Genomic DNA, 22,641 nt, shown 5'->3' with positions numbered 1-22,641 from the left:
CTTTTCCTCGCTGCTGAAAAAGGCGTCCCTCGCGGGCGCCTTTTTTATGCCTGCGATTTGGCTTTCCACCGCGCTTGCGTACTGCCCGACACCCTCCGGACTGACGCAAGTCGCCGTGCAGCGCGTGGTCGATGGCGACACCTTGCGCCTGAGCGACGGCCGCAGCGTACGGATGATCGGCCTCAATACGCCTGAACTCGGCAAGCAGGGTCGCAGCGACGAGCCATTCGCCATTGCTGCGCGTAAACGCCTGGAAGCGCTGGTGGCTGACAGCGGCGGGCGCGTCGGCGTGCTTCCCGGCAAAGAGTCAAAAGACCATTACGGCCGTACGCTGGCCCACCTCTACAGTGCCAGCGGCGCCAACCTCGAAGCGCAAATGCTCGCCGATGGCCTGGGTTTCCAGGTCGCGGTGGCGCCGAATGTCGATCTTGTTGCCTGTCAGCAAGCGGCTGAACGCGAAGCGCGACAGGCGGGTCGAGGCCTCTGGCGGCAATCACCTGTACTGAAAGCAGAGCAGATCCAGCGCTCGGGTTTCGCCGTGGTCAGTGGCCGTGTGAGCAAAGTGCAGCGCAATCGCGGTGGAATCTGGATCGAGTTGCAGGACTCGCTTGTATTGCGTGTTGCACCCAATCTGGTCAGACAATTCGACAATGCCCGCTTGCAGGCGCTGAAGGGCAAGCAAATCGAGGCGCGTGGCTGGGTGGTCAATCGTTCGCGGCGCGGTGGGTTGAAACCGGGTCAGCCGCGTTGGCTGCTGCCACTGACCGATCCTGCCATGCTGCAGAGCGCACGCTGAATAAAAATTGTAGACATTTTTTCTGTCGATTGTGAACAGTCAAGCCCTTGTGCGCCGTGGCTCTTGGCCCAAAGTCGTAGGGCAGGGCGCTTGACAGGGGTGACCGCTCAGTCTTGTGGGGACTTTGCGAGGCGCGTATCCTCGCTGACCAGTCTGTCCAACAGTAAAAAAGCGGAATGCCAAAATGTCTGATCTGAAAACTGCCGCTCTCGAATACCATGCTCATCCTCGTCCAGGGAAGCTGAGTGTCGAGCTCACCAAGGCCACTGCTACCGCCCGCGACCTGTCGCTGGCCTACAGCCCCGGCGTAGCTGAACCAGTGCGCGAGATCGCTCGCGATCCTGAACTGGCCTACAAGTACACCGGCAAGGGCAACCTGGTTGCAGTCATTTCCGATGGCACCGCGATTCTCGGCCTGGGTAACCTCGGCCCATTGGCATCCAAGCCCGTCATGGAAGGTAAAGGCGTGCTGTTCAAGCGCTTCGCCGGCATCGACGTTTTCGACATCGAAGTCGACTCCGAAAGCCCGCAAGCCTTCATCGACACCGTCAAGCGTATCTCCATCACCTTCGGTGGCATCAACCTGGAAGACATCAAGGCCCCTGAGTGCTTTGAGATCGAACGTGCTCTGATCGAGCAGTGCGACATTCCGGTATTCCACGATGACCAGCACGGCACCGCGATCGTGACCGCTGCGGGCATGATCAACGCCCTGGAAATTGCTGGCAAAACCCTGCCGGAAGCGAAGATCGTCTGCCTGGGCGCCGGCGCTGCCGCCATCTCCTGCATGAAGTTGCTGGTGAGCATGGGCGCAAGCATCGAAAACATCTTCATGGTTGACCGTACCGGCGTGATCCACTCCGGCCGTGACGACCTGAACCAGTACAAAGCCGTGTTCGCCCACGCTACTGACAAGCGCAGCCTGGCTGACGCGCTGCAAGGCGCTGACGTATTCGTCGGTCTGTCCGGCCCGAACCTGCTGAGCGCTGAAGGCCTGCTGTCGATGGCGGCAAATCCGATCGTGTTCGCGTGCTCGAACCCGGATCCGGAAATCTCCCCGGAACTGGCTCACGCTACCCGTAGCGACGTGATCATGGCGACCGGCCGTTCGGACTACCCGAACCAGGTCAACAACGTTCTGGGCTTCCCGTTCATCTTCCGTGGTGCCCTGGACGTTCGCGCCAAGCGCATCAACGAAGAAATGAAAGTGGCTGCCGCCAACGCCCTGCGCGAACTGGCCAAACTGCCAGTGCCTCAGGACGTGTGCGATGCCTACGGTGGTGCTCCGCTGGCATTCGGTCGTGAGTACATCATTCCGAAGCCAATGGACAAGCGCCTGATCACCCTGATCTCCGACGCTGTGGCCAAAGCCGCAATCGAGACCGGTGTGGCAACCCTGCCGTATCCGAAGAACTACCCGCTGAAAAGCGTGGATGACGTGTTCAACGGCTAAGCTGTTGTAGCGCTTCAAGCAAAAGCCCCGGTTCGTTATGAGTCGGGGCTTTTTTGTGGCTGGGGGGTTTGTGTTCCATATCTGGAGCAGCCCTCTCCCAGAGGTAGAGGGGACCGACCGTGGGATTTTTGAAAGCTACGCCGACCTGGAAGCACTGTGTTGAATCCATAATCGACTCGGTCGTTCAGGTCGATGTATGAAGCCAGACACCTCGGTCGGCTCCCTCTACCTCCGGGAGAGGGCTGGGGTGAGGGGGTGGATTTCTGTAGAGCCCCAATGTCCAGCCAGCAAGTATAAAAAAGCCCCGCACTTCTGACGAAGGCGGGGCTTTTCAATGTGCACCGGGATCAGAACAGATCGATCGGCGCCTGCTCATCCGCTGGCAGCGGACTGCCCGGTACTGAGCCATTCCCCAGCTCATTCACCGATGGCGGCGTGTCTTCTGCCTTGAACAGCTCGAAGTAAGCACCCGGCGTGCTCGGCGTCGCCGCGCGACCACTGGCCGGGTCCACCCGCAGGCTCAGCAGACCTTCCGGCTCAGGCTGCACGTGGGGCGGCTTGTCCTTGAGGGCGGCCGCCATATAGTTCATCCAGATCGGCAGTGACACAGTGCCGCCGAACTCGCGGCGACCGAGGCTTTCCGGCTGATCGAAACCGGTCCAGACCGTGGTCACGTAGTCGGCGTTGTAGCCGGAGAACCACGCATCTTTCGATTCGTTGGTCGTACCGGTTTTACCGGCGATGTCGCTGCGGCCCAAGGCTAGCGCACGACGCCCCGTGCCGCGCTTGATGACGTCCTGCAGCATGCTGTTGAGGATGTATGTCGTGCGAGCGTCGACGATACGCTCAGCGACTGCCGGCGTTTGCGGCACTGCAGCGCTGCCCGGTGCTTCGCCCGGCACCGGCGCGGCGTTGACGGTAAACGATTCAGTGGCCGGCGCCGCGAGGCCATCAGTGGTTGAGGTGCCCTGCGGAACGGTCGGCGGATTGGCGACGAACAGCGTGTCGCCATTGCGGCTTTCGATCTTGTCGATGATGAACGGCGTGATCTTGTAGCCGCCGTTGGCGAACGTGGCCCAACCGGTGGCGATCTCCATCGGCGTCAGCGTTGCGGTACCCAGCGCCAGCGACAGGTTCGGCGGCAGGTCCTGCTTGTTGAAGCCGAAGCGGGTGATGTAGTCGATGGTCTTGCCTACGCCCATTGCTTGCAGCAGGCGGATCGAAACCAGGTTACGCGACTTGTACAGCGCTTCACGCAAGCGGATCGGCCCGAGGAAGGTGTTGGTGTCGTTCTTCGGGCGCCAGACCTTGTCCAGGTACTCGTCGACGAACACGATGGGGGCGTCGTTGACCAGCGTGGCGGCGGTGTAACCGTTGTCCAGCGCAGCGCTGTAGACGAACGGCTTGAAGCTCGAGCCCGGCTGACGCTTGGCCTGCATGGCGCGGTTGTAATTGCTCTGCTCGAAAGCAAAACCGCCGACCAGCGAGCGGATCGCGCCGTTCTGTGGATCCAGCGACACCAGCGCGCCTTGCGCCTGGGGAAGCTGGCTGAACTTCAGCGAATTGTCTTTCTGGCGCTGCACACGAACCAGATCACCGATCTGTGCAACGTCCGACGGTTGGCGCGGGTTGGCGCCCATGCTGTTGGTATTAAGGAACGGCCGCGCCCATTTCATGGTGTCCCACGCGACATGTTCTTCGCCAGTGCGGGTCAGCACTTGCAGGCCATTCTTGTCGACCTGAGTGACGATGGCCGGCTCAAGGCTGCTGATGGTGCGTTGTTTGGTCAGCTCGGTGGCCCATGCTTCGCGGGTCTTGCCCGGCAGGCGCGATTCGGGGCCACGGTAGCCGTGACGCTGATCGTAGGTCATCAAGCCTTCATGCAGCGCGGTGTTGGCCATTTCCTGCAGGTTGCTCGGCACCGTGGTGGTGACCCGAAAACCCTCGGTATAGGCGTCGCTGCCATAGCGGCCGACCATTTCGGCACGGGCCATTTCGGCAATGTACGGTGCGTTCACTTCCGGGGTGGGCACGTGATAGCTGGCGTTCAGAGGCTCGTTGATCGCCGCTGTGTACTCAGGCTCGGTAATCTTGCCGAGCTTGTACATGCGCCCCAGGATCCAGTCGCGACGCTCTTTGCTGCGCGCCGGGTTGGCAAGCGGATTGAAGCGTGAAGGGGCTTTCGGCAGGCCGGCGATCATCGCCATCTGCGCCAGGCTGACGTCGCGGATCGACTTGCCGTAATACACCTGCGCCGCCGCCTCGATGCCGTAAGCGCGGTTGCCCAGATAGATCTTGTTCACGTACAGCTCAAGGATCTCGTCCTTGGTCAGTTGCCGTTCGATCTGCAAGGCCAGAAGAATTTCAGTGGCTTTGCGCGAGAAGCTGCGTTCGCTGGAGAGGAAGAAGTTCTTCGCCACCTGCATGGTGATGGTGCTGCCGCCGGACTGAATGTGACCGCTCTTGACCAGTTGGGTCGCGGCACGCATCAGGCTGCTCGGATCGACGCCGTAGTGGTTGGCGAAGTTGTCGTCTTCAGCACTTAGTAACGCATTAATGAAATTGGGGGGAATGTCGGCGAAACGGATCGGAGTACGGCGCATTTCGCCAAACTCTGCGATCAACTTGTCGTCGCTGCTGTAGACCCGCAGGGGAATCTGCAACTGAATGCTTCGCAGAGCCTCCACAGACGGCAAACCCGGACTAAGGTAAAGATAAGCGCCGCTGAGACCTAAAAGCAGTCCGCAGAAAACGGCGACGATGGACCAACCGAAAAATTTCAGCAGACGAATCAAGGCTTTTGGATATCCAGGGCAAAAAATGAATTTGGCGACGGGGTTCCGGCTACACACAGAACTGTCCGCGCAGGCAGTAAAAAGCGGAAAAAATCGCTGGGCATTATAAGCACTTTTCTGCTGGGGGCGTCATTTGCGCTTCTGTCAAGACGGGGTGAAGGAACGCAATGTGTATTACAGAGTCCGTAACTCACGGAAAGTCATAGGGAATTGGTAGTGCTGGGACTCTTCAATAAAAAGACCAATGCGTTACTGGGGATCGACATCAGCTCCACGTCCGTGAAGCTGCTGGAACTTAGTCGTCATGGTGATCGCTACCGGGTCGAGGCTTATGCGGTTGAGCCGCTGCCACCGAACGCCGTGGTCGAGAAAAACATCGCCGAACTCGAGGGTGTGGGCCAGGCCTTGACCCGGGTGCTGGGCAAGGCACGCACCGGGCTGAGAAGCGTGGCGGTGGCAGTGGCCGGTTCAGCGGTGATTACCAAGATCATCGAGATGGACGCCGGGCTTTCCGACGACGAACTGGAAAACCAGCTCAAGATTGAAGCCGACCAATACATTCCCTATCCGCTGGACGAAGTCGCCATCGACTTCGAGGTTCAGGGTGTGTCGCCGCGCAACCCCGAGCGGGTCAACGTGTTGCTGGCTGCCTGTCGCAAGGAAAACGTCGAAGTCCGTGAAGCGGCACTGGCGCTGGCCGGGTTGACCGCGCGCGTGGTGGACGTCGAAGCGTACGCGCTGGAGCGCTCGTTCGGCTTGCTCGCCACGCAGCTGGCGGCTTCTCAAGAGCGCTTGACCGTGGCTGTGGTCGACATCGGCGCCACCATGACCACCCTCAGCGTCCTGCACAACGGCAAGATCATCTACACCCGTGAGCAGTTGTTCGGCGGCCGGCAACTGACCGAGGAGATCCAGCGTCGCTATGGCCTGACCGTCGAGCAGGCGGGGCTGGCAAAGAAGCAGGGCGGTCTGCCCGACGATTACGTCAGCGAGGTGTTGCAGCCGTTTCGCGAGGCGCTGGTGCAGCAGGTATCGCGTTCGTTGCAGTTTTTCTTCGCTTCCGGCCAGTACAACGCGGTCGACCATATTCTGCTCGCTGGCGGCACGGCATCGGTGCCGGGGCTGGATCGGCTGATCGAACAGCGCCTGGATACTCCGACCCAAGTGGCCAATCCGTTTGCCAATATGGCCCTGAGCAGCAAGGTCAACGCCGGGGCGCTGGCCAGTGACGCGCCGGCCTTGATGATCGCCTGCGGGCTCGCGCTCAGGAGTTTCGACTGATGGCGCGGATCAACCTTTTACCCTGGCGCGAGGAGCGCCGCGAAGAGCGGCGCAAACGCTTCTTGCTGGCGCTGACCGGCGTGGTGGTCGGTTCGATCGGCGCGGTGTTCATTGCCGATCAGATCATCAGCGCGGCCATCGCCCGGCAAGCGGCGCGCAACGACTACATCGGCAAGCAGATTGCCGTGGTCGACGAACGCATCAAGCAGATCAGCGAACTCAAGGCCCATCGCCAGCAGCTGGTCGAGCGTATGCGCATCATTCAGGACTTGCAGGGCAACCGGCAGGTCAGCGGACGAATCTTCGATCAACTGGCGCGCACATTGCCCGACGGTGTGTATTTCACTGACGTGAAGATGGTCGGTAAAACCTTGTCGATCAGCGGTGCGGCGGAGTCGAACAACCGCGTCTCCGAGCTGATGCGCAATCTGGATGCGTCCGACTGGTTTGATGCGGCGAGCCTCACTGAAGTCAAAGCGACCAGTGCCGATCAGGTGGAGCAAACCAACGTCTTTCAGCTGACCGTTCGTCAGACCCAGCCGAAGATTGTGGAGGGCGAGCAATGAAGCCTTCCGAGTGGCTGGAGAGTCTGCGCAACATCGACTTCAACGATCTGGACACCAGCAACATCGGGTCGTGGCCGGGCGCGGTCAAAGCCATCGCCGGAGCGCTGTTGATGGTGCTGGTATTGGCGTTTGGCTATAACTTTTTCATCAGTGACACGCAAAACCAGCTGCAGCTCAAGCGCGAAGAAGAGGCCACGCTGAAGGAACAGTTCGCCAGCAAAGCGCGCATATCCGCCAACCTGGATCTGTACACCCAGCAGATGAAGGAGATGGAAAACTCCTTCGGCGTACTGCTGCGTCAGTTGCCCAGTGACACCGAAGTACCGGGCTTGCTGGAAGACATCACGCGAACGGGTTTGGGCAGTGGTCTTGAGTTCGAGGAAATCAAACTGCTGCCGGAGATTACCCAGCCGTTTTACATCGAGCTACCGATCCAGATTACCGTCACGGGTGCCTATCACGACCTCGCCACATTCGTCAGTGGTGTGGCCGGGTTGCCTCGCATCGTGACCCTGCATGACTTCGAACTGGCCCCTGCCAGCAAAGAAGGTGGGTCGAAGTTGCGCATGAGCATCCTCGCCAAGACCTACCGCTACAACGACAAGGGGCTGCAAAAATGACCCCGATACGTTGTTGCGCCGGGTTGATGGCACTGCTGGCATTGAGCGGTTGTGGTGCCAGCAATGACTTCAGCGACCTCGACGCCTACATGAATGAAGTGCGCTTGCGTCCGGCAGGCAAGATTGAACCAACACCCACATTCCGGTCTTACCCTGCATTCAGTTACAGCGCTGCCAACCTGCGCAGTCCGTTCTCGCGTCAGGTGCGCGTCGATCTGGCCGGGCAGAGGCGTGGTTCGCGCAACGTCAAGCCCGACCCTGGTCGGGTCAAGCAATACCTCGAAGGTTTCAACATCGAGCAGTTCGAGATGGTCGGCACGATTGCCAATGCTTCCGGTTCCTTCGCGCTATTGCGTGGCGCCGGCGGGGTGCATCGCCTGAAGGTCGGCGATTACCTGGGGCGCAACGATGGGCGCATCGTGGCCATCAATGCGACCCAGGTCGATGTGGTCGAAATTGTGCCCGACGGTGAAGGCGCCTGGCTGGAACGTCCGCGCACCATTCCTTTGAAAGAGCATTCATAGTGGAAGTCGAATAATGAACAGGATTTTCTCCACCCTCGGTTTTTCGCTATGGATAGCGCTGTTGTCACCGATGGTACAGGCGGCCAACTTGAAGGCGCTGGATGTGGCAGCGTTGCCCGGTGATCGCGTCGAACTGAAGCTGTCGTTCGACGGCCCGCCGCCGCAGCCCAAGGGTTACACCACTGAGTCACCGGCGCGAATTGCGCTGGACTTGCCCGGTGTGGCCAGTCAGTTGGCGAGCAAAAATCTCGATCTGGGCAGTGGCAATGCGCGCACGGCCACGGTGGTTGAAGCCAAGGACCGCACGCGGCTGATTGTCAGCCTCACGCAATTGGCGCCTTACGACACACGGGTTGAAGGCAACTATCTGTTCGTGGTGGTTGGTCAGGGCGCGCCGGCCAGGGCGCCGCGACCGGCAGTGGCGGCACCACGCGCGGCGACTACTGCTGCGCCCGCCAAGGCGTTCGTGGCGAAATCCCGGGTCATTCGTGGTGTGGATTTTCAGCGCGGCACTGCGGGCGAGGGCAATGTCGTCATCGACCTGTCCGACCCGACCATCGCCCCGGATATCCAGGAGCATGACGGCAAGATCATCCTCAGCTTCGCCCGTACGCAATTGCCGGAAAAGCTGCGGGTGCGTCTCGACGTGAAGGATTTCGCCACGCCAGTGCAATTCGTCAACGCCGGCGTAACCGGTGATCGCACGGTCATTACCGTCGAGCCCAGCGGCACCTTTGACTATTCCACGTTCCAGACCGATAACAAACTGACCGTCAGCATCCGTCCGATGACCGTCGACGACCTGCAAAAACGCAACGCCGATCGTCAGGCCTATGTCGGTGAAAAGCTCTCGCTGAATTTCCAGGACATTGACGTGCGCTCGGTGCTGCAACTGATCGCCGACTTCACCAACCTCAATCTGGTGGCGAGCGACACGGTGCAGGGCGGCATCACCTTGCGTTTGCAAAACGTGCCGTGGGATCAGGCGCTGGATCTGGTGCTGAAGACCAAAGGCCTGGATAAACGCAAAATCGGTAATGTGCTGCTGGTGGCCCCGGCTGATGAAATTGCCGCGCGCGAACGTCAGGAGCTGGAGTCGCAGAAGCAGATCGCCGAACTGGCGCCGCTGCGTCGTGAGCTGTTGCAGGTGAACTATGCCAAGGCTGCGGACATCGCCAAGTTGTTCCAGTCGGTGACCAGCGCCGAGGCCAAGATCGACGAGCGTGGATCAATCACTGTCGACGAACGGACCAACAACATCATTGCCTACCAGACTCAGGATCGTCTCGACGAGCTGCGGCGGATCGTGGCGCAACTGGATATTCCAGTGCGTCAGGTGATGATCGAGGCGCGCATCGTCGAGGCCAACGTCGATTACGACAAGAGTCTGGGGGTGCGCTGGGGCGGCTCGATCCAGAACAAGGGCAACTGGAATGCTTCCGGGGTCAACGGTTCATCGACCACCATCGGCACGCCGGGCAGCACCAGTACCAACTCGCCGTTCGTCGACATGGGGACTGTCGGCAATACTTCCGGGATCGGTATCGCGTTCATTACCGACAACGTTTTGCTCGATCTGGAGCTGACGGCCATGGAGAAGACCGGCAACGGTGAAATCGTTTCGCAGCCCAAAGTGGTCACCTCCGACAAAGAGACCGCGAAGATCCTCAAAGGCACCGAGATTCCTTACCAGGAAGCCAGCTCCAGTGGCGCCACGTCGGTGTCGTTCAAGGAGGCTTCGCTGTCGCTGGAAGTGACCCCGCAGATCACCCCGGATAACCGCATCATCATGGAGGTCAAGGTCACCAAGGACGAACCGGATTACCTGAACAAAGTGCAGGATGTACCGCCGATCAAAAAGAACGAGGTCAACGCCAAAGTGCTGGTCAATGATGGCGAAACCATCGTGATTGGCGGTGTTTTCTCAAATACTCAGAGCAAGGTCGTAGATAAGGTGCCATTTCTTGGCGATGTGCCGTATCTTGGCCGCCTTTTCCGGCGTGATGTGGTTTCGGAGAAAAAATCCGAGCTGCTGGTATTTCTCACTCCGCGTATCATGAATAACCAGGCGATTGCTGTGAGTCGTTGATTCTGTGCGAAATTTGATTCTTGTAGGTCCGATGGGTGCTGGCAAAAGCACCATCGGCCGATTACTGGCCAAAGAGCTGCGCCTGCCGTTCAAAGATTCCGACAAGGAAATTGAACTGCGCACGGGCGCCAATATCCCGTGGATCTTCGACAAGGAAGGCGAGCCGGGCTTTCGCGACCGTGAGCAGGCGATGATCGCCGAGCTGTGCGAGTTCGACGGCGTGGTGTTGGCGACCGGCGGTGGCGCGGTCATGCGCGATGCCAATCGCAAGGCCCTGCATGAGGGCGGGCGCGTGGTGTATCTGCACGCGTCCGTCGAACAGCAGGTCGGCCGCACTTCCCGCGATCGCAATCGACCGTTGCTGCGCACCGCCGATCCGGCGAAAACCCTGCGTGACTTGCTCGCCATCCGTGATCCGCTCTATCGGGAAATTGCCGATCTGGTGGTGGAAACCGACGAACGGCCGCCGCGTATGGTAGTGCTCGACATTCTCGACCGTCTGGCGCAGCTTCCTCCCCGTTAAAGCATCGCCCGAAATGCGCTATCCTCGGCGTCCTGTCACAGCCCGCCAAGGTTGTGGCGGATGGCGTGCCGGCGGCGTCATACCCGCTATAGGCCGCAGTAACCAATAATTCAGGGCAGGACGCCTGCTTCCATCTTCACTGTGGGGACACATGCAGACACTCAAGGTCGATCTAGGCGAGCGCAGCTACCCGATTCATATTGGCGAAGGTTTGTTGGATCAGCCCGAGTTGCTGGCTCCGCATATCCACGGGCGCCAGGTGGCAATCATCTCCAATGAGACCGTTGCGCCGCTCTATCTTGAACGTCTGACGCGCAGCCTGGCGCAGTTCTCGGTTATTTCCGTGGTGTTGCCGGACGGCGAAGCCTTCAAGAACTGGGAAACCCTGCAACTGATCTTCGACGGTCTGCTAACCGCCCGTCATGATCGCCGCACTACTGTTATCGCCCTCGGCGGCGGTGTGATCGGCGACATGGCCGGTTTTGCCGCTGCCTGCTATCAACGCGGCGTCGACTTCATCCAGATCCCCACCACGTTGCTGTCCCAGGTCGATTCGTCGGTGGGCGGCAAAACCGGGATCAACCATCCGCTGGGCAAGAACATGGTCGGCGCGTTCTATCAGCCGAATGTCGTGCTGATTGATACGGCGTCCCTGAAAACCCTGCCACCGCGCGAGCTGTCGGCGGGTCTGGCTGAGGTCATCAAGTACGGTCTGATCTGCGACGAGCCGTTTCTCGGCTGGCTCGAAGACAACGTCGACGCCTTGCGCGCGCTGGATCAAACAGCCCTGACTTACGCCATCGAGCGCTCCTGCGCAGCCAAGGCTGCGGTGGTCGGCGCCGATGAGAAGGAAACCGGCGTACGCGCCACGCTCAACCTCGGCCACACTTTCGGCCACGCCATCGAGACCCACATGGGCTATGGTGTCTGGTTGCATGGTGAGGCGGTGGCGGCTGGCACCGTGATGGCGCTGGAGATGTCAGCGCGTCTGGGCTGGATCAGCGAACAGGAGCGCGATCGCGGCATTCGTCTGTTTCAGCGGGCCGGCCTGCCGGTGATTCCGCCTTCTGAAATGAGCGAAGCCGATTTTCTTGAACACATGGCAATCGACAAAAAAGTGATCGACGGTCGTCTGCGCCTGGTGCTGCTGCGCCGGATGGGCGAAGCGGTAGTGACCGACGATTATCCGAAAGAGGTTCTACAGGCCACGCTGGGAGCGGATTACCGCGCCCTGGCTCAGCTTAAAGGTTAATAAGATTCCGATGACTAGTTTGCATGCCGACGAGGCGTTCCTCGGCCATTTCCAGTTAAGCCACGACCCCTTCGCGCCGCGCGTACCGGGCTTCAAATTCTTTCCGGCCCAGCGCAAACCGGTGCTCGGCCAACTGCATCACCTGGCGCGTTACAGCCAGTTGCTGCTGGTGGTCACTGGCCCGCAGGGCAGTGGCAAGACTTTGCTGCGCCAGGCGCTGGTCGCCAGCACCAACAAGCAATCTGTACAGAGCGTTGTGGTTTCCGCGCGGGGTGCCGGCGATGCCGCCGGCGTACTGCGTCAGGTGGCGCAGGCGCTGAACGTGGCTCAGGCCGAAGTCGGCGCGATTCTGGATCAGGTGGTGCAGTTGGCACTGACCGGCCAGGAAGTCTATTTGCTGGTGGATGACGCCGAGCAGCTCGACGAATCCGCCCTCGAAGCGCTGATGGCGCTGGGTGCCGGCGCGCCGGAAGGTCGCCCGCATGTGTTCCTGTTCGGTGAGTCGTCGCTGATCGCTCAGCTTGAGGCTTTGCACCTCGAAGAAGAGCGCTTCCACGTCATCGAATTGCAGCCTTACACCGAAGAAGAGACGCGCGAGTATCTCGACCAACGGCTCGAAGGTGCGGGCCGGGGTGTCGAACTTTTCACCGCGGATCAGATCTCTGATATTCACGAAAGCTCCGAGGGTTGGCCTGGCAACATCAACCAGGTCGCTCGCGATGCACTGATCGAAGTCATGATTGCCAGCCGCTCTGCGGTCAAGCGTCCAAGTATGGGGTTCAACATGCCGAAGAAACACGTATTGGCGATTTCCGCCGTCGTTGTGGTCGCGGTCGCCGCCGCCTGGCTGATGCCGGGTCGCAACAAGGCGCCAACCACCGGCGCACCCGCCAACGAACAGGCACAACTGCCATTGGGCCAGGGCGCAGCCAATGGCGGCGCGCCGAACGTCGAATTTGCCGGTAATACGCAGCCGATGCCGTTGCCGCTGGTTGGCAACTCGCAACCGGTCATGCGCGGCCCGCTGGCCGAAGCTGCTGGCGGTATCACCGAAGGCGACGACGGTGTGCCACTGGAAGGCTCCAGCGACACGCCGCCGACCGTGACCACTTCAGCGCCTCCTGCGGGCGTTCCGGCCGGTCCGGCACCCACCCCGGCTCCAGTGCCAGCTGCCAAACCGGCGCCTGCCCCGACACAAATCGCCACCGCCAAGCCTGCTCCGGTAGCGCCAGCGGCCAAACCTGCTCCAGCGCCAGCCAAACCAGTTGCCGCCGCCAAACCCGCCGAGAAGCCGGTTACCGTGGCCAAAGCCGCCGGTGGCAGCTGGTACGCCGGGCAGCCGACGAGCAACTACGTGGTGCAGATCCTCGGCACCAGCTCCGAGACGGCCGCGCAAAGCTTCGTCAAGGAGCAGGGCGGCGAGTACCGTTATTTCAAGAAAGTCCTCAACGGCAAGCCTCTTTACGTGATCACCTACGGCAACTTCGCCAATCGTGATGCGGCTGTTTCTGCCATCAAGGCCTTGCCAGCGAAGGTTCAGGCTGGTAAACCTTGGCCTCGCACTGTCGCCAGCGTCCAACAGGAACTGGCGACAACTCGCTGAAGATTCGGCGGCCTTACCCAGGCCGCCTCTCCAAGCACCTCAAAATTTCTACGAGTGCGCGCCGCCTTCAGAGGTCGCGTGCCTTGTGGTGTCTGCGTCACAGTAGTCTTTGAGTCGTTGCAGTCAAAATTAAAAAAGTTTTGACTAGCACAGCAGATCGCTTTAAACCTTTCACAAATGCGACATGAATTTGCGACAGTTCGTCGTCAAATTTGTGAGCCTCTGTGTCGCTGTGTACAATGACCACCCTTTTGCCCCCGCTAAGCCGGCGTACGTTCGGCGCGGATCGCAAGTGGTTGAATTGAAAAGAAATTTGCCTCGAAAAGAGGCAGCCTGGTGAGAAAGTGTCTATGAAAGCAGGTCTGTACCAACCAGATGAATTCAAGGATAACTGCGGTTTCGGCCTGATAGCCCATATGCAGGGCGAGCCCAGTCATACCCTTTTGCAAACGGCCATTGAGGCCCTGACCTGCATGACCCACCGCGGTGGGATTAATGCCGACGGCAAGACCGGTGACGGTTGCGGTCTGCTGATTCAAAAGCCCGACGCCTTTCTGCGCGCTATCGCTCAGGAAGCCTTCAGCGTTGAGTTGCCCAAGCAATATGCCGTGGGCATGGTCTTCTTCAACCAGGATTCGGCCAAGGCCGAAGCCGCTCGCGAGAACATGAACCGCGAGATCCTCGCCGAAGGCCTGCAACTGATCGGCTGGCGCAAAGTGCCAATCGACACCAGCGTCCTCGGCCGCCTGGCCCTTGAACGCCTGCCGCAAATCGAGCAGGTGTACATCGGCGGCGAAGGCCTGAGCGATCAGGACATGGCGGTCAAGCTGTTCAGCGCCCGTCGCCGTTCGTCGGTGACCAACGCTGTCGACAGCGACCACTACATCTGCAGTTTTTCGCACAAGACCATCATCTATAAAGGCTTGATGATGCCGGCCGATCTGGCCGCGTTTTATCCGGACCTGAGTGACGAGCGCCTGCAAACCGCGATCTGCGTGTTCCACCAGCGCTTCTCCACCAACACCCTGCCGAAATGGCCGCTGGCTCAGCCATTCCGCTTCCTCGCCCACAACGGCGAGATCAATACCATCACCGGTAACCGTAACTGGGCTCAGGCCCGTCGGACCAAGTTCACCAATGATCTGATGGATCTGGAAGAACTCGGCCCGCTGGTTAACCGCGTCGGTTCCGACTCCTCGAGCATGGACAACATGCTTGAACTGATGGTCACCGGCGGCATCGACCTGTTCCGTGGCGTGCGGATGATCATCCCGCCTGCGTGGCAGAACGTCGAAACCATGGACCCGGATCTGCGTGCGTTCTACGAGTACAACTCGATGCACATGGAGCCGTGGGACGGCCCGGCCGGCGTGGTCATGACCGATGGTCGCTACGCGGTCTGCCTGCTCGACCGTAACGGTCTGCGCCCGGCGCGCTGGGTTACCACCACCAACGGTTTCATCACCGTTGCTTCGGAAATCGGCGTCTGGAACTACCAGCCCGAAGACGTGATCGCCAAGGGCCGCGTAGGCCCGGGCCAGATCCTGGCCGTGGATACCGAAACCGGGCAGATCCTCGACACCGATGCGATCGACAACCGTCTCAAATCCCGTCATCCGTACAAGCAATGGCTGCGCAAGAATGCCCTGCGCATTCAGGCGACCATGGAAGACAACGACCACGGTTCGGCTTTCTACGACGTCGATCAGCTCAAGCAATACATGAAGATGTATCAGGTCACGTTCGAAGAGCGCGATCAGGTACTGCGTCCGCTTGGCGAGCAAGGCTACGAAGCCGTTGGTTCGATGGGCGACGACACGCCGATGGCCGTGCTGTCCCAGCGCGTGCGCACGCCGTACGACTATTTCCGCCAGCAGTTCGCGCAGGTCACCAACCCGCCGATCGACCCGCTGCGTGAAGCGATCGTGATGTCGCTGGAAATCTGCCTCGGTGCCGAGCGCAACATTTTCCAGGAGTCGCCGGAACACGCCTCGCGCGTGATCCTCAGCTCGCCGGTCATTTCCCCGGCCAAGTGGCGTTCGCTGATGAACCTCGATCGCCCGGGTTTCGAGCGGCAGGTCATCGACCTCAATTACGACGAAAGCGTCGGCCTCGAAGCGGCGATCCGCAACGTCGCCGATCAGGCTGAAGAAGCCGTGCGTGCCGGTCGTACCCAGATCGTTCTGAGCGACCGTCATATCGCCCCGGGCAAACTGCCGATCCACGCTTCGCTGGCGACCGGTGCGGTGCACCATCGCCTGACCGAAAAAGGCCTGCGTTGCGACTCCAACATCCTCGTTGAAACCGCTACCGCGCGTGATCCGCATCACTTTGCGGTGCTGATCGGTTTCGGTGCCTCGGCGGTTTATCCGTTCCTGGCTTACGAAGTGCTGGGCGACCTGATCCGTACCGGTGAAGTGCTGGGCGACCTCTACGAGGTGTTCAAGAACTACCGCAAAGGCATCACCAAAGGCCTGCTCAAGATTCTGTCGAAGATGGGCATCTCGACCATCGCTTCGTACCGTGGTGCGCAGTTGTTCGAGGCCATTGGCCTGTCCGAAGAAGTGTGCGACCTGAGCTTCCGTGGCGTGCCGAGCCGCATCAAGGGTGCGCGTTTCGTCGACATCGAAGCCGAGCAGAAAGCCCTCGCTGCCGAAGCCTGGAGCCCGCGCAAGCCGATCCAGCAGGGCGGTCTGCTGAAGTTCGTCCACGGTGGCGAATATCACGCGTACAACCCGGACGTGGTCAACACCCTGCAAGCCGCTGTGCAGCAGGGCGACTACGCCAAGTTCAAGGAATACACCTCGCTGGTGGACAACCGTCCGGTGTCGATGATTCGCGACCTGCTCAAGGTCAAGACCCTCGACACGCCGTTGGACATCAGTGAAATCGAACCGCTGGAATCGGTGCTCAAGCGCTTCGACTCTGCCGGTATCTCGCTGGGCGCTCTGTCGCCGGAAGCTCACGAAGCCCTGGCCGAAGCCATGAACCGCCTTGGTGCGCGTTCCAACTCCGGCGAAGGCGGCGAAGACCCGGCGCGTTACGGCACCATCAAGAGCTCGAAAATCAAGCAGGTCGCGACTGGCCGTTTCGGCGTGACGCCGGAATACCTGGTCAACGCCGAAGTGCTGCAGATCAAGGTCGCCCAGGGCGCCAAGCCGGGCGAGGGTGGCCAACTCCCGGGCGGCAAGGTCAACGGGCTGATCGCCAAGCTGCGTTATGCAGTGCCTGGCGTGACGCTGATTTCGCCACCGCCGCACCACGACATTTATTCCATCGAAGATTTGTCGCAACTGATTTTCGACCTCAAGCAGGTCAACCCGAAGGCGCTGGTCTCGGTGAAACTGGTCGCTGAAGCTGGCGTCGGCACCATCGCCGCCGGTGTGGCCAAGGCCTACGCGGACTTGATCACCATTTCCGGCTACGACGGTGGCACCGGTGCTTCGCCGCTGACCTCGATCAAGTACGCGGGCGCACCGTGGGAACTTGGCCTGGCCGAAACCCACCAGACTCTGCGCGGCAACGACCTGCGCGGCAAAGTCCGGGTGCAGACTGACGGCGGCCTGAAAACCGGTCTCGACGTGATCAAGGCAGCGATCCTTGGCGCCGAAAGCTTCGGCTTCGGCACCGCGCCAATGATCGCGCTGGGCTGCAAATACCTGCGCATCTGCCACCTGAACAACTGCGCCACCGGCGTTGCCACTCAGAACGAGAAGCTGCGCAAGGATCACTACATCGGCACCGTCGACATGGTGGTGAATTTCTTCACCTACGTCGCCGAAGAAACCCGTGAGTGGCTGGCCAAGCTTGGCGTGCGCTCCCTCGAAGAGCTGATCGGTCGCACCGATCTGCTGGACATCCTCGAAGGCCAGACCGCCAAGCAAAATCACCTGGATCTGACTCCGCTGCTGGGCAGCGATCACATCCCGGCGGACAAGCCGCAGTTCTGCCAGGTTGAGCGCAACCCGCCATTCGATCAGGGCCTGCTGGCCGAGAAAATGGTCGATCTGGCGACGTCGGCGATCAACGACCTCAGCGGCGCCGAGTTCGAACTGGACATCTGCAACTGCGACCGTTCGATCGGTGCGCGGATCTCCGGCGAAATCGCCCGCAAGCACGGCAACCAAGGCATGGCCAAGGCGCCGATCACCTTCCGCTTCAAAGGGACAGCCGGTCAGAGCTTCGGCGTGTGGAACGCCGGTGGTCTGAACATGTACCTGGAAGGCGACGCCAACGACTACGTCGGCAAAGGCATGACCGGGGGCAAGCTGACCATCGTGCCGCCCAAGGGCAGCGTTTATAAGACTCAGAACAGCGCCATCATCGGCAACACCTGCCTGTACGGCGCCACTGGCGGCAAGCTGTTCGCCGCTGGCACCGCAGGCGAGCGTTTCGCCGTGCGCAACTCCGGTGCCCACACGGTTGTAGAAGGCACTGGCGATCACTGCTGCGAGTACATGACCGGTGGTTTTGTCTGCGTGTTGGGCAAGACCGGTTACAACTTCGGCTCTGGCATGACCGGTGGTTTCGCCTACGTGCTCGACCAGGACAACAGCTTCGTTGACCGGGTCAACCACGAACTGGTGGAAATTCAGCGGATCAGTGGTGAGGCGATGGAATCCTATCGCAGCCACCTGCAAAACGTGCTGAACGAGTACGTCTCGGAAACCGACAGCGAGTGGGGTCGTGAGCTCGCCGAAAACCTCGATGACTACTTGCGCCGTTTCTGGCTGGTCAAACCGAAAGCGGCGAGCCTGAAATCTCTGCTCTCCAGTACTCGTGCGAGTCCGCAATAACGGCGCAGCTGCAAGCGGCAAGTTACAAGCCGCAAGTTAACAGCAGTGCGCGATGTGCCTGCAGAGTGATTTTCTTGCAGCTTGAAGCTAGTAGCTTGAAGCTGCTGTTATGAGGTTTTGAAGATGGCCGAACGTCTCAGTAACGACTTTCAATTCATCGATGTCGGGCGCAAAGATCCGAAGAAGAAACTGTTGCGTCAACGCAAGAAAGAGTTCGTCGAAATCTACGAACCTTTCAAACCCCAGCAGTCGGCCGATCAGGCCCACCGCTGCCTGGGTTGCGGCAACCCGTATTGCGAATGGAAGTGCCCGGTGCACAACTTCATTCCCAACTGGCTGAAGCTGGTGGCCGAGGGCAACATCCTTCAGGCCGCCGAGCTGTCGCACCAGACCAACACCCTGCCGGAAGTCTGCGGCCGGGTTTGCCCTCAGGATCGTCTGTGCGAGGGTGCCTGCACCCTTAACGACGGGTTCGGTGCAGTGACCATCGGTTCGGTCGAGAAGTACATCACCGACACCGCGTTCGCCATGGGCTGGCGCCCGGACATGTCCAAGGTCAAACCGACCGGCAAACGTGTCGCGATCATCGGTGCTGGCCCGGCGGGTCTGGGCTGTGCCGACGTGCTGGTGCGTGGCGGTGTGACCCCGGTGGTGTTCGACAAGAACCCGGAAATCGGTGGTCTGCTGACCTTCGGTATCCCCGAGTTCAAGCTGGAAAAGAGCGTGCTGAGCAATCGTCGCGAAGTCTTCACCGGCATGGGCATCGAGTTCCGGCTCAACACCGAAGTCGGCACTGACGTGACGATGGAACAACTGCTCGCCGAATACGATGCCGTGTTCATGGGCATGGGTACTTACACCTACATGAAGGGCGGTTTTGCCGGTGAGGACCTGCCGGGCGTTTATGACGCGCTGGACTTCCTGATCGCCAACGTCAACCGCAACCTGGGCTTTGAAAAGTCGCCGGAAGATTTCGTCGACATGAAAGGCAAGAAGGTTGTGGTGCTCGGTGGTGGCGACACGGCGATGGACTGCAACCGCACCTCGATCCGCCAGGGTGCCAAGTCGGTAACCTGCGCTTATCGTCGTGACGAAGCGAACATGCCCGGCTCGCGCAAAGAGGTGAAGAACGCCAAGGAAGAAGGCGTGAAATTCCTCTACAACCGCCAGCCGATCGCCATCGTCGGTGAAGACCGGGTCGAAGGCGTGAAAGTGGTCGAGACCCGTCTCGGCGAACCGGACGCCCGTGGCCGTCGCAGCCCCGAGCCGATCCCGGGCTCCGAAGAGATCATCCCGGCCGACGCCGTGGTCATCGCCTTCGGTTTCCGTCCGAGCCCGGCGCCTTGGTTCGGACAGTTCGAAATCCAGACTGACAGCCAGGGCCGTGTCGTTGCGCCTGAGCAAGGTCAGTACAAGCACCAGACCAGCAACCCGAAGATCTTTGCGGGTGGCGACATGGTGCGCGGTTCCGACCTGGTAGTGACGGCAATCTTCGAAGGCCGTAATGCCGCCGAAGGGATCCTTGATTACCTGGGCGTCTAAAACCGTTTTAAGCTGCACCGCAATACCTGTGGGAGCTGGCAAGCCAGCTCCCACAGTGTTTTGTGGCGTTACAAAGTCTGCATTCCAACGCAATAAATTGACCCGATAGACAAAAGGCTGACCTGCATCCGTGCCTTTTCCCTCGCGCTCTGAGAAAATGCCCGCACTTTTTTTCCGGATGCCGACATGACTGCCCTGAAGAACGACCGTTTCCTCCGCGCCCTGCTCAAGCAACCCGTAGACGTCACCCCCGTGTGGATGATGCGTCAGGCCGGCCGCTACCTGCCGGAATACCGCGCCAGCCGTGCCCACGCCGGTGACTTCATGAGCCTGTGCATGAATCCGGAGTTCGCTTGCGAAGTCACCATGCAACCGCTCGACCGCTATCCACAACTGGACGCGGCGATCCTGTTTTCCGACATCCTCACCATCCCCGATGCCATGGGCCAGGGCCTGTACTTCGAGACCGGTGAAGGCCCGCGCTTCAAGAAAGTCGTCAGCACCCTGGCCGACATTGAGGCCCTGCCGATCCCTGATCCGCACAAAGACCTTGGCTACGTGATGGACGCGGTGAGCACCATCCGTCGTGAGTTGAACGGCCGTGTGCCGCTGATCGGCTTTTCCGGCAGCCCTTGGACGCTGGCGACGTACATGGTTGAAGGCGGCTCGTCGAAAGACTTCCGCAAGACCAAAGCCATGCTCTACGACAACCCGCAAGCCATGCACCTGCTGCTGGACAAGTTGGCGCAGTCGGTGACCTCGTACCTCAATGGCCAGATCATGGCTGGCGCGCAAGCGGTGCAGATCTTCGATACCTGGGGCGGCAATCTGTCGGCGGCGGCGTATCAGGAATTCTCGCTGGCCTACATGAAGAAAATCGTCAGCGGTTTGATCCGCGAAAACGACGGTCGCAAGGTGCCGGTGATCCTGTTCACCAAGAACGGCGGCCTGTGGCTGGAAAGCATCGCCGAGGCCGGCGCCGACGCACTGGGCCTGGACTGGACCTGCGACATCGGCAACGCCCGCGCTCGTGTTGGCGACAAGGTTGCCCTGCAAGGCAACATGGACCCGACCGTGCTCTACGCCAAGCCGGAAGCAATCCGCACCGAAGTCGGGCGCATCCTCGCCAGCTACGGCAAGGGCAGCGGCCACGTGTTCAACCTCGGCCACGGCATCACCCCGGAAGTCGACCCGGAACACGCCGGTGCCTTCCTGCGCGCGGTGCATGAGTTGTCGGCTCAGTATCACGAGTGATCGATACGCAATAAAAAACGCCCGGCCAATGCCGGGCGTTTTTGTATGCGTAATCCACAGTCGGACGCTTAGCAAATGTGGGAGCGAGCCTGCTCGCGAATGCGCAGTTTGCGTCAATAAATTTGCTGACTGATCCACCGCTTTCGCGAGCAGGCTCGCTCCCACACTGGTTTTGGGTCAGGCCTTCACACCACCCAATGGCGGCAACTTCGCCAGCTTCAACGCTATCAACAGCGCCACCAGCAACAGCGCGCCGATAAACAGTCCAATCCCGTTCCACCCACCCAAATGCCAGAACACCCCGCCCGCTGTCCCGGCAATGCTTGACCCGGCGTAATAGCTGAACAGGTACAGCGACGACGCCTGGCCCTTGGCCTTGATCGCTCGACGGCCGATCCAGCTGCTCGCTACCGAATGCGCGGCGAAGAAGCCGAAGGTGAAAATCAACATGCCGACGATCACCAGCAGCAGCGGTGTAAACATGGTCAACGCGAGACCGGCGAACATCAGCGCGATAGTTGCCCACAACACTTTGCGCCGCCCCAGTTGGTCCGCCAGCGAACCGATTTTCGCCGAACTGTAGATCCCTGACAGGTACACCACCGAGAGCAAACCGACGAACACTTGATCGAGGTTGTACGGTGCGGCCAGCAAGCGATAGCCGATGTAGTTGAACAGCGTGACAAACGCGCCCATCAGTACGAACGCTTCAAGAAACAACAGCGGCAGACCGGCATCGCGAAAGTGCATGGTGAAACCGTCAAGCAAGCTGCGCGGATGCAGCGAGCGTGAGCGGAAGTTGCGCGACTCCGGCAGGATCTTCCAGAACACCGCCGCCGCAATCATCGCCAGACCGCCAATCACCAGCATCGCCGTGTGCCAACTGACGAAGTCGATCAACACCCCGGTAATCAGGCGTCCGCTCATCCCGCCAATTGCGTTGCCGCCGATGTACAAACCCATGGCAAGGCCGATGTGTTGCGGATGAATTTCTTCACTCAGATAGGTCATCGCCACCGCGGCCAGGCCGCTCAACGACAAGCCGATCAGCGCGCGCATGATCAGCACGCCGTGCCAGCTCGGCATCATTGCACTGGCCATGGTGCACAGCGCTGCCGCGAACAGCGCGGCAACCATGACCGGTTTACGCCCGACCCGGTCGGAAATCGGCCCGGTGATCAGTAAGCCGATGGCGAGCATGCCGGTGGCCACCGACAGAATCAGGCTGCTCTGCGCCGCGTTGATTCCGTATTCATGAGACAGCAACGGCATCATCGGCTGCACGCAATACAGCAGTGCAAACGTCGCAAACCCGCCGCTGAATAGCGCCAGCACCGTGCGCATGAACATCGGTGTGCCTTTTTCGATGTAGATCTCTTGCAGTTCGGCGACGACATCGTCCGCTGCAGGCGGAACCTCATGGGCAAGGGGGGCGGTGGCAGTTTTCACATCGGACCTCGGAGAGCGCAGCCGGGCAGGCAATGAAAAAATCATATAGCTGGCTAATGTTTCTATCCAATATATTATTCGACCTGTTTGATAGCTTT

General features: G+C 60.2%; 15 protein-coding genes. 13 read left to right on the top strand and 2 right to left on the bottom strand.

Annotation, left to right across the window (positions count from 1 at the left end):
- Positions 1 to 46: 46 nt before the first annotated feature.
- Together JJD74_RS11610 and JJD74_RS11605 are read left to right on the top strand one after the other, a co-directional pair.
- On the top strand, positions 47 to 796 hold the full coding sequence (locus JJD74_RS11610; protein ID WP_234451715.1) for a thermonuclease family protein: 750 nt from the start codon (positions 47 to 49) through the stop codon (positions 794 to 796).
- 184 nt (positions 797 to 980) lie between these two features.
- The gene (locus JJD74_RS11605; RefSeq protein ID WP_042557260.1) at positions 981 to 2,249 is read left to right on the top strand and encodes a malic enzyme-like NAD(P)-binding protein; all 1,269 of its coding nucleotides are present in this window, start codon (positions 981 to 983) and stop codon (positions 2,247 to 2,249) included.
- 347 nt (positions 2,250 to 2,596) lie between these two features.
- Here the strand turns inward: JJD74_RS11605 and JJD74_RS11600 are convergent, their stop codons facing one another.
- Positions 2,597 to 5,044, bottom strand: a complete 2,448-nt coding sequence (locus tag JJD74_RS11600; RefSeq protein WP_200613920.1) for a penicillin-binding protein 1A — start codon at positions 5,042 to 5,044, stop codon at positions 2,597 to 2,599.
- Between the two features lie 216 nt (positions 5,045 to 5,260).
- Here JJD74_RS11600 and JJD74_RS11595 point away from each other — a divergent pair, with 216 nt between their 5' ends.
- The 11 genes from JJD74_RS11595 to hemE all read left to right on the top strand — a co-directional run bounded on the left by JJD74_RS11595 (position 5,261) and on the right by hemE (position 21,094).
- A complete protein-coding gene (locus JJD74_RS11595; RefSeq protein WP_200613917.1) occupies positions 5,261 to 6,325 on the top strand; it encodes a pilus assembly protein PilM in 1,065 nt (354 codons plus the stop codon).
- Positions 6,325 to 6,891: a PilN domain-containing protein gene (locus JJD74_RS11590; RefSeq protein WP_042557263.1), complete on the top strand. Its 567-nt coding sequence runs from the start codon at positions 6,325 to 6,327 to the stop codon at positions 6,889 to 6,891. Before JJD74_RS11595 ends, JJD74_RS11590 begins: the two co-directional genes overlap by 1 nt.
- The gene (gene pilO, locus JJD74_RS11585) at positions 6,888 to 7,511 is read left to right on the top strand and encodes a type 4a pilus biogenesis protein PilO (RefSeq protein ID WP_200613913.1); all 624 of its coding nucleotides are present in this window, start codon (positions 6,888 to 6,890) and stop codon (positions 7,509 to 7,511) included. Before JJD74_RS11590 ends, pilO begins: the two co-directional genes overlap by 4 nt.
- The gene (locus tag JJD74_RS11580) at positions 7,508 to 8,035 is read left to right on the top strand and encodes a pilus assembly protein PilP (RefSeq protein ID WP_200613905.1); all 528 of its coding nucleotides are present in this window, start codon (positions 7,508 to 7,510) and stop codon (positions 8,033 to 8,035) included. The genes pilO and JJD74_RS11580 overlap by 4 nt, the downstream gene beginning before the upstream one ends.
- 13 nt (positions 8,036 to 8,048) lie before the next feature.
- Positions 8,049 to 10,124, top strand: a complete 2,076-nt coding sequence (gene pilQ / locus JJD74_RS11575; RefSeq protein WP_200613902.1) for a type IV pilus secretin PilQ — start codon at positions 8,049 to 8,051, stop codon at positions 10,122 to 10,124.
- Positions 10,125 to 10,128: 4 nt separating this feature from the next.
- A complete protein-coding gene (aroK, locus tag JJD74_RS11570) occupies positions 10,129 to 10,647 on the top strand; it encodes a shikimate kinase AroK (RefSeq protein WP_042557267.1) in 519 nt (172 codons plus the stop codon).
- A gap of 151 nt (positions 10,648 to 10,798) precedes the next feature.
- Positions 10,799 to 11,899: a 3-dehydroquinate synthase gene (gene aroB / locus JJD74_RS11565; protein ID WP_150687609.1), complete on the top strand. Its 1,101-nt coding sequence runs from the start codon at positions 10,799 to 10,801 to the stop codon at positions 11,897 to 11,899.
- A gap of 10 nt (positions 11,900 to 11,909) precedes the next feature.
- Positions 11,910 to 13,502 carry an AAA family ATPase gene (locus tag JJD74_RS11560; RefSeq protein WP_042557270.1) on the top strand — a complete coding sequence of 531 codons (1,593 nt, stop codon included), beginning with the start codon at positions 11,910 to 11,912 and terminating at the stop codon, positions 13,500 to 13,502.
- 350 nt (positions 13,503 to 13,852) lie between these two features.
- On the top strand, positions 13,853 to 18,298 hold the full coding sequence (gltB, locus tag JJD74_RS11555; RefSeq protein ID WP_200614159.1) for a glutamate synthase large subunit: 4,446 nt from the start codon (positions 13,853 to 13,855) through the stop codon (positions 18,296 to 18,298).
- A 123-nt stretch (positions 18,299 to 18,421) separates the two neighbouring features.
- Positions 18,422 to 19,840, top strand: coding sequence for an FAD-dependent oxidoreductase (locus tag JJD74_RS11550; RefSeq protein WP_042557272.1), 1,419 nt, complete (start codon positions 18,422 to 18,424; stop codon positions 19,838 to 19,840).
- Positions 19,841 to 20,026: 186 nt separating this feature from the next.
- Positions 20,027 to 21,094 carry a uroporphyrinogen decarboxylase gene (hemE, locus tag JJD74_RS11545; RefSeq protein WP_007909440.1) on the top strand — a complete coding sequence of 356 codons (1,068 nt, stop codon included), beginning with the start codon at positions 20,027 to 20,029 and terminating at the stop codon, positions 21,092 to 21,094.
- Between the two features lie 177 nt (positions 21,095 to 21,271).
- Here the strand turns inward: hemE and JJD74_RS11540 are convergent, their stop codons facing one another.
- The gene (locus tag JJD74_RS11540) at positions 21,272 to 22,543 is read right to left on the bottom strand and encodes an MFS transporter (protein WP_042557273.1); all 1,272 of its coding nucleotides are present in this window, start codon (positions 22,541 to 22,543) and stop codon (positions 21,272 to 21,274) included.
- Between the last annotated feature and the right edge of the window lie 98 nt (positions 22,544 to 22,641).

Origin of the sequence: Pseudomonas sp. MF6776, from assembly GCF_016613125.1 — a bacterium.
Taxonomy (GTDB): Bacteria; Pseudomonadota; Gammaproteobacteria; order Pseudomonadales; family Pseudomonadaceae; genus Aquipseudomonas; species Aquipseudomonas iridis.
The sequence above is the reverse complement of the archived record's forward strand: the minus strand, read 5'-3'. Positions and strand labels throughout refer to the sequence as shown.

Excerpts from the sequence above, each read along its gene's own strand:
- JJD74_RS11610 (WP_234451715.1), top strand. The coding sequence starts at position 47 with ATGCCTGCGATTTGGCTTTCCACCGCGCTTGCGTACTGCCCGACACCC.
- JJD74_RS11580 (WP_200613905.1), top strand. The coding sequence starts at position 7,508 with ATGACCCCGATACGTTGTTGCGCCGGGTTGATGGCACTGCTGGCATTG.
- pilO (WP_200613913.1), top strand. The coding sequence starts at position 6,888 with ATGAAGCCTTCCGAGTGGCTGGAGAGTCTGCGCAACATCGACTTCAAC.
- JJD74_RS11560 (WP_042557270.1), top strand. The coding sequence starts at position 11,910 with ATGACTAGTTTGCATGCCGACGAGGCGTTCCTCGGCCATTTCCAGTTA.
- gltB (WP_200614159.1), top strand. The coding sequence starts at position 13,853 with ATGAAAGCAGGTCTGTACCAACCAGATGAATTCAAGGATAACTGCGGT.
- JJD74_RS11550 (WP_042557272.1), top strand. The coding sequence starts at position 18,422 with ATGGCCGAACGTCTCAGTAACGACTTTCAATTCATCGATGTCGGGCGC.
- JJD74_RS11605 (WP_042557260.1), top strand. The coding sequence starts at position 981 with ATGTCTGATCTGAAAACTGCCGCTCTCGAATACCATGCTCATCCTCGT.
- aroB (WP_150687609.1), top strand. The coding sequence starts at position 10,799 with ATGCAGACACTCAAGGTCGATCTAGGCGAGCGCAGCTACCCGATTCAT.
- JJD74_RS11590 (WP_042557263.1), top strand. The coding sequence starts at position 6,325 with ATGGCGCGGATCAACCTTTTACCCTGGCGCGAGGAGCGCCGCGAAGAG.
- pilQ (WP_200613902.1), top strand. The coding sequence starts at position 8,049 with ATGAACAGGATTTTCTCCACCCTCGGTTTTTCGCTATGGATAGCGCTG.
- hemE (WP_007909440.1), top strand. The coding sequence starts at position 20,027 with ATGACTGCCCTGAAGAACGACCGTTTCCTCCGCGCCCTGCTCAAGCAA.